We start from the raw sequence: 12,967 nt of genomic DNA on the forward strand, positions 1-12,967 counted from the left end.
CCGGCTACCCCTTGCCCGGATGCAGGGCGCCGCACCGGCCGCAGGTGCGGGCCCGCTCGTTGGCGTAGTACGCCTCGAAGACCGGCGGCAGGTCCTTGACGATGTCGCGTACCTGCAGCTCGACCTCGTGGACGAGGCCGCCGCAGCGCTCGCAGTACCACTGGAACCTCTCCGGTTCGCCCTCGGGGCGGATGCGCTCCACCACCAGCCCGACCGACCCGGCCTCCGGCCGCTGCGGCGAGTGCGGCACGCGCGGCGGCAGCAGCCACATCTGCCCCTCGCGGATGTGCACGGTCTCGGGGCCGTCCGCGGTGACGACGTTGACGTGCATGTTTCCGCGGATCTGGTAGAAGAGCTCCTCGTACGGGTCCACGTGGAAGTCAGTCCTGGAATTGGGCCCGCCGACCACCATCACGATGAAGTCGTTCGCCTCCTCGAAGACCACCTTGTTGCCGACCGGCGGCTTGAGCAGGTGGGCGTGCTCGTCGATCCACTTCGTGAAGTCGATGGGGACGATCATGATCGCTCCTGTGGATGGTAGGCGACGGCCTGCATCTCGATGAGGAGGTGGGGGTGCGGGAGCTGGTGCACCGCGACCGTGGTCCTGGTGGGCCCCTCCTCGTCGAAGAACTCCGCGTAGACCTCGTTGTAACCCCTGAAGTCGTTCATGTTGACCAGGTACGTGGTGATCTGCACGAGGTCGGCCAGGGATCCGCCGGCGGCCTTGAGGATGTCGCCGATGTTCTCGATGACCGCCCTGGTCTGGGCCCTGATGTCGAGGTTCGTCGTGCCGTGCTTGTCCACCTCCACGCCCACGAACGTGTCGTCGAGGCGCCGGCAGCTCGTGCCGGAGACGTACAGGAAGTCACCCGCCCTCTTGACGTGCGGGAACCTGCCTCGCGGCGCGGCCTTGCCCGGAACGCGGATGGCCTTGGGCCTCACTTCCCGAACACCGCCCGCACCGATCCCAGCCCCTCGACGCTCGCCTCGAACACGTCTCCGGGCCCGATGGACACCACGGGGCCGAGGGCGCCGGTCAGCACCACGTCGCCGGCCCGCAGCGCGTAGCCGGTGCGGCCGAGCCGGGTGGCCAGCCAGACGGCGGCGTTGAGCGGGTGGCCCAGGCACGACTCGCCCGACCCCGTCGAGACCTCTTCGCCGCCGCGCGTCATCGTCATCTTGGCCGCCCGCAGGTCCAGCCCCATGAGCGAGACGGGCGTGCTGCCCAGCACGAACGCGCCGGCCGAGGCGTTGTCGGCGACCGTGTCGGCCAGCGTGATGTCCCAGTCGGCGATCCGGGAGTCGGCGATCTCGATCGCCGGCAGCACGAAGTCGACCGCCCTGATCACGTCGGCCACCGTGAAGGGGCCGCCCTCCAGGTCCGCGCCGAGCACCAGCGCGACCTCCGCCTCGGCCTTGGGCTGCAGGAACGGCTCCAGCGGGATCGGCAGCCCGTCGCGGTGGTACATGTCCGCGAACAACATGCCGAAGTCGGGCTGGTCGATGCCGAACTGCTGCTGCAGCAGCGGGTTGGTGACGCCGATCTTCCGGCCGATCAGCCGCCGCCCTGCGGCCAGCGCCCGCTTCGTGCCGATCTCCTGTACGGCGTACGCGTCGGCGGCGGTGCTGACCAGGTCCCTGATCGGCGCACAGGGCTTGCCGGAGAGTGCGGCCTCGGCCAGCCGGTCGGCGGCCTGGGCGTGCGCGTTCACTGCCTGGGACCATTCGTCATGCATCGGACTGCTCCAGTTTGATGGTGATCGTGGTGGGTTCGGAGTAGAAGTCGAGCGATCGGGTGCCGCCCTCGCGGCCGATGCCCGACAGCTTCACGCCGCCGAACGGCGTCCGCAGGTCGCGCAGGTACCAGGTGTTCACCCAGACGAGCCCCGCCTCCAGGCGCTGCGCCACCCGGTGCGCGCGGTCGAGACTGGTGGTCCACAGCGTGGCGGCCAGGCCGTAGTCGCTGCCGTTGGCCAGGTCGATCGCCTCGGCCTCGCTGTCGAAGGGGGCGACGTGACACACGGGGCCGAAGATCTCCTCCCTGTTGAACCTTGACCATTCCGACAAGCCTGTCACTACCGTCGGTTCCACGAAATATCCGGAATCGCGGTGGTCGCCGAACAGGGGGACACCGCCTCCCGCCAGCACCTTGGCTCCCTCCGAGCGGGCCAGGGCGTAGTAGGAGAGCACCTTCTCGCGATGTTCGGCCGAGATCATCGGCTGGAGATCGACCTCCTGGGCGCGCACGGCCAGCCGGGCGCAGAACTCCTCGAAGATCGAGCGTTGCACGTAGAGCCGCTCGGTGCACAGGCAGACCTGGCCGCCGTTGGTGAAGACCGACTTCACCGCGCCCTCGACCGCCCGGTCGAGATCGCAGTCCTCGAAGATCAGCCCGGCGTTCTTGCCGCCCAGCTCGAACGAGATCGGCTTGACCCGCTCGGCCGCCGTGATCATGATCGCCGTGCCGGTCCTGGTGGACCCGGTGAACGTCACCCCGTTCACGCCCGGATGCTCGACCAGCAGTTGCCCGACAGGCCCGTGCCCGAAGATGATGTTGACCACGCCCGGCGGCAGCCCGGTGTCGGCGCAGATCTCGGCGAACACCGCCGCCGAGCCGGGCGTCTGCTCCGACGGCTTGACCACCACGGTGTTGCCCGAGACGAGGGCGGGGGCGAGCTTCCAGGTCATGAGCAGGAACGGCAGGTTCCACGGCACGATCACCCCGACCACGCCGAGCGGTCTGCGTACGGTGTAGCTGAGCGTCCCCGACAGGTGGAAGGCGTCGTCGGGACGCTGGGCCGCGATCTCGGCGAACGCGCGGAAGTTCGCGATGCCGCGCGGGATGTCGAGCGTGCGGGTCTGGTCGAACGACTTGCCCGTGTCGGCGATCTCCGCGGCCACCAGGTCGTCGAAGCGCGCCTCGACGCCCTCGGCCAGGCGCCGCATCCATCCGGCGCGCTCGCCGACGGGCAGCGCAGCCCAGTCGCGGGCCGCCTCCCTGGCCGCGCGCACCGCCCGGTCGACGACCTCGGGATCGGCCTCGTGCACCTGCCTGACCACCGCGCCCGTCACCGGATCGTGCACGGGGAACGCCTTGCCCGCGGCCACCGGCTCGCCACCGATGAAATGGGTCAGCACAACACTCTCCTCATCTCTCCCTCGCCTTTCGGTCTGGACGGATGTGCGGCTCGTGGACCTTCGAGCGTCCCGGGGACACGGAACCTCTGATCGCATCGTCTCGCCGGATCGCGGCGCGCGCTATGAGCGATGCTGGTGAACATGCAGATCCGAACAGACAGCATCGCCGCCCATGACGGCTCCTTCGACGTACGCGTGTGGCTTCCCGACGGCGGGAGCGGCCCGGGGATCCTGCTCGTCCAGGAGATCTACGGCGTCGGCCCCTACATCGAGAAGGTCGCCGCCGACCTGGCTTCACGCGGTTACGTGGTGGCCGCGCCCGATCTGTTCTGGCGGTTGCAGCCGCACTGGGTCGGCGAGCACACGCCCGAGGGCACGCAGACCTCCATCGCGCTGGCCGAGGGGTTCGACTTCGCCCAGGGCGTGGCCGACTGCGCGCTCACGGTCGCCCATCTGGCCGCGCTGCCCGAGGTGCGCGGCGGCGTCGGCGCGGTCGGGTTCTGCCTGGGCGGCTCGCTCGCGTACATGCTGGCCACCCAGGTCGAGCTGGCCGCGGTGCTGTCGTTCTACGGCTCGGCCGTGCCCGAGGGCACCGGCCTGATGGAGCGCATCCAGGCGCCGCTCCTGCTGGTCTTCGGCGGTGCAGACCCCTTCATCGCCCGCGAGCGGGTGGCCGTGGTCGAGAAGGCCGCGGAGTCCAGGCCGAACGTGACCATGCATGTGGAGGAGGAGGCCGGCCACGCCTTCCACAACAGCGAGGCGCCGATGTTCTACCGGCCGGAGGCGGCGGAGCGTACGTGGGGGGTCGCCATGGCCTTCCTCGACGAGCATCTGCCCGCCCGATGAGACCTGTCCAGATGGACATCTTCCGGTACCCCTAGATCAATCGCCATGATGGTCGGATGGCGCGGACGTGGGAATTGTGGGGAAACGTCATTATTGCTGGTACGTTTGCACTCCCTGTCGCCTTGCTAGCAATCTTGGTTCTCCGCCGCCACCGCGCTCGCGCCGGCCGTCCGGCACCCCTGCGCACCTCGATCGCCAACGTCGGCATCGTGGCCCGGACCGCACCCTGGATCTGGATGATCCTCACGCCCTCCGACGGCGAGCCGGGAGTCGGGCTCGTCCCGTTCGCCGACCTCGCGGACCTGGTGACGGCACCGTGGGAAGCGGTGTCGGTGCAGGTGGGAGGCAATCTGCTGGTTTTCGCCGCGCTGGGCGCGCTGCTGCCGGTACGCAGCGCGGCGATGTCCTCTCCCGCCCGCGTTGCGGCCGTCGCGGCGGCATTTTCGGTCCTGGTCGAGGTGCTCCAGTACGTGCTGCGACTGGGGCGTTTCTCGTCCGTGGACGACGTCATCCTCAATACGGCCGGCGCCGTGATCTTCTCTTTGGTTACTCGCCGCTGGTGGGCCGATCGAATACCGGCCGGGACCGTTCCACACTAACGGTCCGCTAAAACATCGCGGAATTCACCACACGGGCACGATCCTCTCAAAATCAGCCCGCGACCAAGCCCTGCATCTGTGCGATCGTGGACAAGACGGGGCAAGTTCTCTGGAGACGCCACTACCCGGTTGGTGACAGAGGGTGATCAAAGTTGTCTGAATCCCCGGTACCCCACGAGCCCCCTATCTATCGACGCATCGCCGACGGCCTCCGCGCCCGGATTCTGTCCGGCGAACTGCGCGACGGGGACCGACTACCGGGCGAGAACGCGCTGATGGCCGAATACGCAATCGCACGAGCCACCGCCAGGCAGGCGCTTGCCGTACTGATCAACGAAGGGCTGGCGGTGCCCAAACGAGGCTCGGGGGTTTACGTGCGGCTGTTCAAACCGATCCGCAGGCACGGCTCGCGCCGCCTGTCACGAGAGCAGTGGGGTCAGGGACGGGCCATCTGGGACGCCGACGCGCGGGGGCGGCCGTTCACCGTCGACCGGGTGGAGGTGGCGCTGGAGCGCGCCACCGAGGAGGTGGCCGGGGTACTCGAAAGCGTCGAGGTGTGGGTACGGCGGCGGCGCTACTCGGTCGACGCCAGACCCGTGCAACTGGCCACGTCCTACTTCCCCGCCCACCTGGTCCAGGGAAGCGCGATCACCCTCGCGGACACCGGCCCCGGCGGCGTCTACGCCCGGCTGGGCGATCTGGGGCTGCCTCCGGTCCACTTCACCGAGGAGGTGCGCGCCCGCATGCCAGGACCGCGCGAGAGCGGGCTGCTCGACCTGCCCGGTGGCACGCCCGTGATCGTCATCTCGCGGACCGCGTACACGTCGGGAGGGCTGCCGATCGAGCTCAACGAGATGGTGCTGGACTCGGCGGCTTATGTACTCCAGTACGACTTCGACGCGTGATTCAAGGCGATCTGTCAAGCGATAGGTTGACCTGACCGTCACGATCATAGAAATTCTCTAGAGAAGTGGCGCATCGTGTAGAGAGATGGAACCTCGCCTGGGGCCCGGGAAAGGCGGACGGAGATGTCCTTTGACCGACATCTTGCCGACATCGCCCGGGAGTACCCCCACTGGACCATCTGGCGGAGCGACGCGGGCCGCTGGTGGGCCACGAGACACCATCCGCTCAGCGTGGCGCAGCGCGATGCCGGATGTGCGATGACCATCGACGCGGACGACCCGGAGGGACTGCGCGACCATCTCCGGGACCAGGAGAGGCGGGCCGGTGAGCACCAGACGTGGCGGGCCGGCCCCGCACCTCCTTGACGCGGGCCGTGGAGCGTTCCCCGGCCCGCGCACACGAGCAGCCCGGTGCCGGGTTCAGCGTCTCGGCGGCCCCGGTACCGGGCCCCCAAACAGGAGGGGCCACGAACGCGGAAGCCTCCGACCCTATCGGGGGCGGGGGCTTCCGCTTACGACCTGCTCGTGGACCTATCCGGGGTGCCGCCTTGTGGCCTACTTGTGGGCCTCTGACAGCCGGACGATGTTGACGTCCGTATCGTCCGAGATGCCGTCTTCCCGGGCCTGAGGCCGCTGCTCGGCCGCGTCCTTGTCGATGACGACCTCAACCGTCTCCTCGGGGTCGAGGACCACGCGTACGTCCTCCTGGACGCCCTCCTGGGCGACCTCCTGAGCGTCATGGACGGCCGGCTGCGCCGCCGGCGGGGCGATTGCTTCCGGCACCAGCGGGCCGGCGTTCGCCTCCGCCCGCATGAGGTCGCCGAGCACCGCGCTGACCTCCGTGAGCCGGCGCACGACCTCCGAATGGGTGTTGCTCAGGTAGTCGACCCGCCGCCCGGCCTGCTCGTCCAGCGCGGCGGTGCGCTGCCGCGCCTGCTCCAGCATGGAGTCGGCCTCGCTGCGCGCGCTGGTGACGATCTGCTCGGCCTGCGCGTTGGCGGACTGCACCGTCTGCTCGGCCTGCGCCTGGGCGTTCGCGATGGCCTGCTCCGCCTCGGCCCTGGCGCTGGTGATGGCCTGGTCGGCCTCGGTACGAGCGCCCGTGACGAGCCGCTCGGCCTCGGCCCTGGCCACCTTCAGCGTCTCATCGGCCTCGGTGCGGGCGGAGGTGAGCTGCTCCTCCGCGTCGCTGCCCGCCTGGGCGAGCATGTTCTCGGCCGCCTGGGTGGCCTCGCTCACCCGCCGCTCCGCCTCGGCCTGCGAAGAGGTGAGGATCTTGTCGGCGGTCTCGCGCGAGCTGCTGAGCAGCCGTTCGGACTCGGCCTTGGCCGACTCGCGCACGCTGGCGGCCTCGGCCTCGGCGTCCTCGCGCTTGGACGCGGCCTCCTCCTCGCCGAGCCGGAGGATCTGCGCGAGCCGGGGGCTGAGGTCCTCGTAGCTCTGCGGCGTCTCGACCATGCGCCGGCGGGCCTCCGCCAGCTCGATCCGGCCCTGCTCGGCCTGCTCGATGGCCCGTGCCAGCCGCTCTTCCAGGTCCCTTATCTGGTTACGGGTTCGCATCATGTAGTCGTGGACCTGGCGGCGGTTGTAGCCGCGCATCACGACCTCGAACGTGTCCTCTTGCATCAGATCGGGAATGCTCTCGTGCTGGTGTGTCATGGGGGTTACCTAAGGGTGGTTTGCGTGAGGCGGGGGAAAACTGCGGGTTGTGAGGGTCTGGCAACGGGACGTCAGGAAACGACTTTCCTGCCATCTGCCCACGTCCGCAACCCGAACGCCATACCCCGAGCTGGAATTACGATGTCTCGAATGTACATAGCAGCGTTGGACAACGGAGCAGTGCCCGACATACACCCCGATGCGTACATCGCCCACGGCGCCGTCGTGGTCGGCGCCGTACGTGTGGGCCGGGCATCCAGCATCTGGTACGGCTCCGTTCTCCGGGGGGACGACGAGCGGATCGAGGTCGGCGAGGAGTGCAACGTACAGGATCTGTCCTGTCTCCACTCCGACCCGGGTGAGCCCGCGATCCTGGAGGACCGCGTGAGCCTGGGCCACAAGGCCATGGTCCACGGCGCCCACGTCGAGTCGGGCTCGTTGATCGGCATCGGCGCCATCGTGCTGGGCGGCGCCAGGATCGGCGCGGGCACGCTCGTGGCCGCCGGAGCGCTCGTCGGCCCCGGCAAGAAGATCCCCGCGGGCGTGCTGGTCGCCGGCGTGCCCGGCAAGATCGTGCGCGAGCTCACCGACGACGACCGCGACTCCTTCGCCAGGACTCCTGACAACTACATGGCCAAGGCGATCAGGCACCGGCAGGCGTCATCGCTTTGATGAGCACCTCGTCCGACACCGAGGCGGTGTTGAGCGGGTCGGCGTACTCGGGCAGCTCGGGCCGCAGGAAGCGGACGAAGTCGACCGTGAGCTTGAGGTCTGGCGTGCCCGTGACCTGCTTGGCGTTGCCCTTGGTGGCGTCCTTCTTGAGCAGGCTGTAGCTGTCCCAGTCGGTGTAGGCCGTCACCCCCCACTGGAGCACGTCGGGGAGGGTGGACGGCCAGCGCCGGCCCACCTTCCACGCGCCGCCGTCCTCCTTGTAGAGGGCGACGAAGACCCGGCCCACCCTGGCCAGCGCGAGGTCGACCCAGCCGCTCTTCACGGCCAGCTCCTGCGGCTTGGAGCTGCCGTCCTGGGTGTACTTCACCTCGACCTGGCCGCTCTTCTCGCCCGTGCCCACGGCGACCGACACCCAGTTGGGCTTGGCGTACGAGCCGGGCTGGCGCGCCATCAGCCCGCCGAGCGAGAACTTGCGCTTCGGCCACCCGCTGCCGCTCCTGCCCGTGACCTTGACCCGGGCGTGCATGACGATGTCGCCGGCCAGGTCCTGGTAGACGAAGGGCCCGCGGAAGCCGTCGAACCAGGCCGAGGTCTTCGGCTCTAAGTACATCGAGCCCTTCACGGTCTTGTTGACGTCGTACTTGGCGATGCGGTCGACGTCCTTCTCGGTCTCGCTCAGCTTGGTCCACGCCGACAGGTCGGCGGCGTCGTCGAACTCCGTCGATGCCTCACCCACCTCCCCGCCGGACGCCGGCGGACTGGCGTTCTGTAACGTGAGGATGCCGGGACCCGTGAGCGTCGGCTGCGGTGCCGCTGTGGTCCCGCAACCGGAGAGCACACAAACGACCACCGACAACCCTGCTACCTTCGCCCTCATAGCGGACATTGTGCCGTGAAAAGCCGATGGATGATCCGAGTACCACCAGTACGATGACCGCCGTGCCACCCTGGGATGCGTTCACCGCCGCGGAGGCGGAGGTCCGTGCCATGGTCGCGGACCCACGCTGGCAGCGTCTTCCCCTACCCGATCGTGCTCACGTCCTGGCCGCCAGAATTCTTGTGACCCCAGATGGCGATCGGTGGCTCTTCGGCGCCCACGCGCGCTGGCACCTGCTCGACCCGGCCGACGGCCGCTGGCACCTCGCCCCGCCGGCCAGACGCGTACGCGCGCGCCAGGTGGGGCACGCGACGACGACCCTGCCCGACGCCGTGGTGCCGCAGGGCTACGACTTCCACGCCGAGCCCGCTTCCACGCAGGCGTTCGTCGGCCCCGACGTGCCCGAGACCCTCACCGAGCAGCTCAGGGTGCTCCTTCGCGCGAGCGGGCGCAAGTCGGAGCTGGACTACCCGCTGACGGCGTTCGGCGAGATCTTCGCCTCCGACGTGCCCAGCACGGTGGCGGCCGTCTGGGGCACGATCATGTGGTGCGCCTACGCGCCGGCCTTCGACGGCAACGAGCGGCTGATCACGGTGTTCGGCGAATACCTGCGCCGCCCCCTGCCCGGCGACGAGTGGGTGCGCTGGCTGCCCGCGCCGCCGCTGCTCGACCTCGTCACGCTCGTGGCCGAGCGGCTGCGGGCCGGGCGCTCGCGGGCGGCGCTACGGCTGGCCGCCGTGATGGCGGACGCGGCGCAGATCCTGCTGCTCGACACCCGGTTCAGGCCGCGGGCGCTGGCGCTGCTCACGATGGTCGAGCCGATGCTGCGCACGGCCAGGCCTGAGGACTTCCGCGGCGAGTTCACCAGCGGGCTGCACAGCGCGTACCAGGACGCTGCGGGGAACGGCTCATTGACGGGCCCGCACAGCCGGTCGCAGGACTCCCGGCCGGACTTCCAGGGGGAGGACGCGGCGCTGCGTGAGGCGTGGCTGGAGCGGGTGCCCGCGCGGCTGTGCCGGGCGCTGCTGGTGGAGAACGACCTCGAGGCGCACTTCTCGCACACCGTGTACGACCTCGTCGACGCGCTGTCCTTCATGCCGGACCCGCCGGCGGCCGCGGCCACGTTCCTGGCCGATCTGTCCGACTCCAGGCGGATGCTGCCGGGGCGGCTGGATCATCGGCTGCGGATGGCGTACGAGGAGCTGGCCCGCGCGGGGCGGGTCGGGACGTCCGCGGCCGACTCGACGGAGCCCGACGGCTTCCCGGTCCGTACGGGCGGACTCACTGGCGGGCTCACGGGCGGGCCCGAGCCGGTGCTGGAGGTGACGCCGCCGGACCGGGCGAGCGCGGCGGCGGTGCTGGGGGCGGCCTACGCCATGGGGCTCGCGTGGGGGCGGCTGACGGGAGCCAGGGTGCCCGAGCGGGGGCTGGCAAGTCAGTCGGCACTCGTACGAAAGATCGTCCATCAACGCGACGACCATCACACAGGTCACATCTAAACCACAAATACCGATATTTCCACCTTACCTCCCCTATATCGTTCTAACACTTCCGATAACAGTTAATTAGCTGAATTGTGATCTCGGCCTCGGGAAATGATCCCCGAGGGGCCCCCGCGGCGCTGAAAGGAATGACTCCGATGGGCCATGTCGCCCGCAGAGTCTCCGCCGTAACCTCGTAGAGGGTGTGGGCTGCGGAAGGAAGGACGACGCGGTGGGGCACGATGACCTGGACTCTCGGGTCCACGACCGTGTCGCGTTGGACGAGATTGCGCTCTACGCCGAGGTGCTCACGGCCGTGGCTGTCAGCGAGCGGCGGCTGACCTTGGACGAACTCGACGACGCGCTCGGATTGCGGACTTCGGCGAGCCGCTGAAGGACCAACGATTACTAGCCCCGGGGACCTAGTTCCCGGCTCCAATGGGGTCGGGAACACCGGTTTCCGGGGTTTCACATAACTAGTCAATCCACCGCCGGTCGATCCGACTTTCGGACGAGAGGCGCACCTACGAGCGGACGAGCCGGGCGATCGCCGCCGAGGCCTCCTTGACCTTCGCCTCGGCCTCCGGCCCGCCGGTGTTGATCGCGTCGGCCACGCAGTGGGAGATGTGCTCCTCCAGCAGCCCGAGCGCCACCGCTTGCAGGGCCCTGGTCGCCGCGGAGACCTGGGTGAGCACGTCGATGCAGTAGGCGTCGTCGTCGACCATGCGCTGCAGACCTCTGATCTGCCCCTCGATCCGTCGCAGGCGAGTCAGATATGCCTGCTTGTCCCCGCTGTACCCATGCATGCTTCTACGGTACCCGGAGAAGGTATCGCTCAGCGGAGCCCGTCGATCAGCTTCTCCCGCTGCTCGGCCACTTCGTCGGCCGAGTGACGCACCGCGGTGTCGAGCGCCCCCGCCGCGAGCGAGCGCCGCCTGCGCTCGTCGTCGATCAGCGCCAGCAGCGCCCCTGCGAAGAGCTGCTGGTCGCTCTCGGACTCGGGCACCAGCACCCCGTTGTAGCCCGTCGCGACGAACTCCCTGGGCCCCCTGGCCCCGTCGAAGGCCACCACGGGCACCCCGCACCCCATGGCCTCCAGGACCGTCATGCCCAGGTCCTCGCCGCGCGAGGGGTTGGCCACGATCGACGCCTTGGCGAACTCGCCAGCGAGGTCGGGGGTGGTGCCCATGAAGTAGACGTGGTTGTGCAGGTGCAGCTCGCGCACCAGCGCACGCAGCCTGCGCTCCTCGGGGCCGCCGCCGTACAGCCGCAGCCGCCAGTCGGGGCGCTTGTCGGCGACGATCGCGAACGCTCTGATCAGCCGGTCGTACGCCTTCACCGGCACCCACCGCCCGCCGGCGGCGACGATCCTGTTGTCCATCCGCGAGCGCGGCCACGGGCCGCGCGGCAGCGCGTCCAGCACGCTGTGCACCACAGGCCCGCCGCCGCCTGGCACGTCGAGCAGCCTGACCCAGTCCTCCTGGGCCGACTCCGTGGCCGTCACGACGGCGTTCAGGCGCGGGTAGAGGCGTTGCACGGGCCCGGGCACCGACGGCCTGCCCCACTCACGGGCGATCTTGATGGTCTCGCGCGGCGCGTGCCTGGCCGCCTGGACGCTCAGCCCCGGCCTGGTCGTGATCAGCACGTCGCACTTGAGGTTGCGCAGCATCCGCCACAGCGCCACCTCGGTACGGACCTGGCCGCGCGGCAGCAGGTGCCTGACCCCCGGCCTGGCGTCCACGACGCTGCGCATGGCCACCTTGGGCCCGACGGGGAAGAACGGCTTCTCCTTCTGCCGCCTGATGCTGATGACCTCGACCTCGTGCCGCTCCGCGAGCGCGGTGGCCAGGTTGAGCGTGGCGCGCACGTCGCCGCGCATGGCGTACGCGGAGGTGAGGACGAGGCTGACCTTCATCCGCCGACCTCGATCCGCAGCTCGTCGTCGGCGGTGTAGCAGGGTCTGATGAGCACGCCGTCCACCCGGGAGGACGGATAGTGCAGGCGGCGCCGTTTGCCGTCCACGTCGTCGAGCCTGGCCCCGAGGCGCAGCGGCGTGGGCACGCCCTCGACCTCCAGCGCCGGCTCCCACGTGCCCGAGCCTTCGGCCTCCTCGTGGCCGGCCGCCAGCACGTCGACCAGCGACACGGCCGCGTGGAAGCGCACGCCCTGGACCGTGGCCGTGGCCGACAGGTGGGCCCCGGTCAGGCGGCGGTCGAGCGTCAGCGTGGCCTCGTGGCGGGTGTCGTCGTCCTCCAGCCCCGTGTAGGCCAGCAGGCCCATCACCTCGAAACGGCCCTCCCTGAACCAGATGGAGCGCACCTCGGCCACCGGCTCGGCGTCGGAGATCTTCAGCGCCAGGAAGCCGTTGCGGGTGCGGTAGGAGCGGTAGGCGAGGGTGCGCTTGCACAGCGCGTACGCGTCGAGGTGGTCGAGCGAGAAGCCGGGATCGACGCTGCGCAGCCTGCTGCGTTTGCCGTCACGGCGCAGATAGGCGTCCCAGCGCCCGGTGCTGAGGTCCAGTGGCTCCAGCGAGATCGACAGCGTGGCCTCGCGCGCCCGAGCGCGTGACGTTCGGAGCAGCACGTCGCGTTCCACCCCCGTGGTGCGATGCCTGAGAACGAGTTCGGTGCCGTCTTCCAGAGGTTCGTCGATGGCTAGCCGCAGGGAGAGTACGTCGGCCAGGGTGACTTCGGCGTCCGTGACGACGACGCCCATCACTAGCCCCCTCCCCGTCGAATAGAGCCATGCGACGTTGAGGTTACCGTGATTTTCCCGTTATGTGGATGCTGG

At 69.4% G+C, this 12,967-nt stretch carries 15 protein-coding genes; 6 read left to right on the forward strand and 9 right to left on the reverse strand.

Annotation, left to right across the window (positions count from 1 at the left end; translation table 11 throughout):
* Positions 1-4 precede the first annotated feature (4 nt).
* The 4 genes from AB0C28_RS23850 to AB0C28_RS23865 are packed head-to-tail and all read right to left on the reverse strand — an operon-like array spanning position 5 to position 3,138.
* Positions 5-520, reverse strand: coding sequence for a 3-hydroxyanthranilate 3,4-dioxygenase (locus AB0C28_RS23850; protein ID WP_358077328.1), 516 nt, complete (start codon positions 518-520; stop codon positions 5-7).
* Positions 517-942, reverse strand: coding sequence for a RidA family protein (locus AB0C28_RS23855; protein ID WP_357846556.1), 426 nt, complete (start codon positions 940-942; stop codon positions 517-519). Before AB0C28_RS23855 ends, AB0C28_RS23850 begins: the two co-directional genes overlap by 4 nt.
* Positions 939-1,736: a fumarylacetoacetate hydrolase family protein gene (locus tag AB0C28_RS23860; RefSeq protein WP_357846558.1), complete on the reverse strand. Its 798-nt coding sequence runs from the start codon at positions 1,734-1,736 to the stop codon at positions 939-941. Before AB0C28_RS23860 ends, AB0C28_RS23855 begins: the two co-directional genes overlap by 4 nt.
* Positions 1,729-3,138: an aldehyde dehydrogenase family protein gene (locus tag AB0C28_RS23865; RefSeq protein ID WP_357846560.1), complete on the reverse strand. Its 1,410-nt coding sequence runs from the start codon at positions 3,136-3,138 to the stop codon at positions 1,729-1,731. Before AB0C28_RS23865 ends, AB0C28_RS23860 begins: the two co-directional genes overlap by 8 nt.
* A 141-nt stretch (positions 3,139-3,279) precedes the next feature.
* Here AB0C28_RS23865 and AB0C28_RS23870 point away from each other — a divergent pair, with 141 nt between their 5' ends.
* From AB0C28_RS23870 to AB0C28_RS23885, 4 genes are all read left to right on the forward strand, one after another.
* Positions 3,280-3,984 carry a dienelactone hydrolase family protein gene (locus AB0C28_RS23870; RefSeq protein WP_357846562.1) on the forward strand — a complete coding sequence of 235 codons (705 nt, stop codon included), beginning with the start codon at positions 3,280-3,282 and terminating at the stop codon, positions 3,982-3,984.
* Positions 3,985-4,040: 56 nt separating this feature from the next.
* Complete coding sequence (locus AB0C28_RS23875; RefSeq protein ID WP_358077331.1) at positions 4,041-4,583, forward strand: VanZ family protein; 543 nt, start codon at positions 4,041-4,043, stop codon at positions 4,581-4,583.
* 152 nt (positions 4,584-4,735) lie between these two features.
* Positions 4,736-5,488, forward strand: a complete 753-nt coding sequence (locus tag AB0C28_RS23880; protein WP_357846566.1) for a GntR family transcriptional regulator — start codon at positions 4,736-4,738, stop codon at positions 5,486-5,488.
* Between the two features lie 123 nt (positions 5,489-5,611).
* Complete coding sequence (locus AB0C28_RS23885; protein ID WP_357846568.1) at positions 5,612-5,854, forward strand: hypothetical protein; 243 nt, start codon at positions 5,612-5,614, stop codon at positions 5,852-5,854.
* A 189-nt stretch (positions 5,855-6,043) separates the two neighbouring features.
* On the opposite strand, the gene AB0C28_RS23890 is transcribed toward AB0C28_RS23885, so the two are convergent.
* The gene (locus AB0C28_RS23890) at positions 6,044-7,147 is read right to left on the reverse strand and encodes a hypothetical protein (protein ID WP_358077334.1); all 1,104 of its coding nucleotides are present in this window, start codon (positions 7,145-7,147) and stop codon (positions 6,044-6,046) included.
* A gap of 141 nt (positions 7,148-7,288) precedes the next feature.
* On the opposite strand from AB0C28_RS23890, the gene AB0C28_RS23895 reads away from it, so the two are divergent.
* Positions 7,289-7,819: a gamma carbonic anhydrase family protein gene (locus AB0C28_RS23895; protein WP_346100845.1), complete on the forward strand. Its 531-nt coding sequence runs from the start codon at positions 7,289-7,291 to the stop codon at positions 7,817-7,819.
* Here AB0C28_RS23895 and AB0C28_RS23900 read toward each other — a convergent pair.
* A complete protein-coding gene (locus AB0C28_RS23900) occupies positions 7,791-8,555 on the reverse strand; it encodes a hypothetical protein (protein WP_358077337.1) in 765 nt (254 codons plus the stop codon). The genes AB0C28_RS23895 and AB0C28_RS23900 overlap by 29 nt on opposite strands.
* A gap of 194 nt (positions 8,556-8,749) precedes the next feature.
* Between AB0C28_RS23900 and AB0C28_RS23905 the strand changes: the two genes are divergently transcribed.
* Positions 8,750-10,195, forward strand: a complete 1,446-nt coding sequence (locus AB0C28_RS23905) for a hypothetical protein (RefSeq protein ID WP_358077340.1) — start codon at positions 8,750-8,752, stop codon at positions 10,193-10,195.
* Positions 10,196-10,701: 506 nt separating this feature from the next.
* On the opposite strand, the gene AB0C28_RS23910 is transcribed toward AB0C28_RS23905, so the two are convergent.
* From AB0C28_RS23910 to AB0C28_RS23920, 3 genes are read right to left on the reverse strand one after another with little or no spacing between them, the layout of a single operon-like run.
* The gene (locus AB0C28_RS23910) at positions 10,702-10,983 is read right to left on the reverse strand and encodes a metal-sensitive transcriptional regulator (protein WP_080044376.1); all 282 of its coding nucleotides are present in this window, start codon (positions 10,981-10,983) and stop codon (positions 10,702-10,704) included.
* A gap of 29 nt (positions 10,984-11,012) precedes the next feature.
* Positions 11,013-12,092, reverse strand: a complete 1,080-nt coding sequence (locus AB0C28_RS23915) for a glycosyltransferase (protein WP_358077343.1) — start codon at positions 12,090-12,092, stop codon at positions 11,013-11,015.
* Entirely contained in the window at positions 12,089-12,892 is an 804-nt protein-coding gene (locus tag AB0C28_RS23920) for a hypothetical protein (RefSeq protein ID WP_358077346.1), read from the reverse strand. Before AB0C28_RS23920 ends, AB0C28_RS23915 begins: the two co-directional genes overlap by 4 nt.
* Positions 12,893-12,967: the final 75 nt, after the last annotated feature.

Source organism: Nonomuraea sp. NPDC048892, from assembly GCF_040649735.1.
GTDB classification, from domain to species: domain Bacteria; phylum Actinomycetota; class Actinomycetes; order Streptosporangiales; family Streptosporangiaceae; genus Nonomuraea; species Nonomuraea maheshkhaliensis.

Excerpts from the sequence above, each read along its gene's own strand:
- AB0C28_RS23850 (WP_358077328.1), bottom strand. The coding sequence starts at position 520 with ATGATCGTCCCCATCGACTTCACGAAGTGGATCGACGAGCACGCCCAC.
- AB0C28_RS23860 (WP_357846558.1), bottom strand. The coding sequence starts at position 1,736 with ATGCATGACGAATGGTCCCAGGCAGTGAACGCGCACGCCCAGGCCGCC.
- AB0C28_RS23870 (WP_357846562.1), top strand. The coding sequence starts at position 3,280 with ATGCAGATCCGAACAGACAGCATCGCCGCCCATGACGGCTCCTTCGAC.
- AB0C28_RS23875 (WP_358077331.1), top strand. The coding sequence starts at position 4,041 with ATGGCGCGGACGTGGGAATTGTGGGGAAACGTCATTATTGCTGGTACG.
- AB0C28_RS23885 (WP_357846568.1), top strand. The coding sequence starts at position 5,612 with ATGTCCTTTGACCGACATCTTGCCGACATCGCCCGGGAGTACCCCCAC.
- AB0C28_RS23890 (WP_358077334.1), bottom strand. The coding sequence starts at position 7,147 with ATGACACACCAGCACGAGAGCATTCCCGATCTGATGCAAGAGGACACG.
- AB0C28_RS23895 (WP_346100845.1), top strand. The coding sequence starts at position 7,289 with ATGTCTCGAATGTACATAGCAGCGTTGGACAACGGAGCAGTGCCCGAC.
- AB0C28_RS23905 (WP_358077340.1), top strand. The coding sequence starts at position 8,750 with ATGACCGCCGTGCCACCCTGGGATGCGTTCACCGCCGCGGAGGCGGAG.
- AB0C28_RS23910 (WP_080044376.1), bottom strand. The coding sequence starts at position 10,983 with ATGCATGGGTACAGCGGGGACAAGCAGGCATATCTGACTCGCCTGCGA.
- AB0C28_RS23915 (WP_358077343.1), bottom strand. The coding sequence starts at position 12,092 with ATGAAGGTCAGCCTCGTCCTCACCTCCGCGTACGCCATGCGCGGCGAC.
- AB0C28_RS23920 (WP_358077346.1), bottom strand. The coding sequence starts at position 12,892 with ATGGGCGTCGTCGTCACGGACGCCGAAGTCACCCTGGCCGACGTACTC.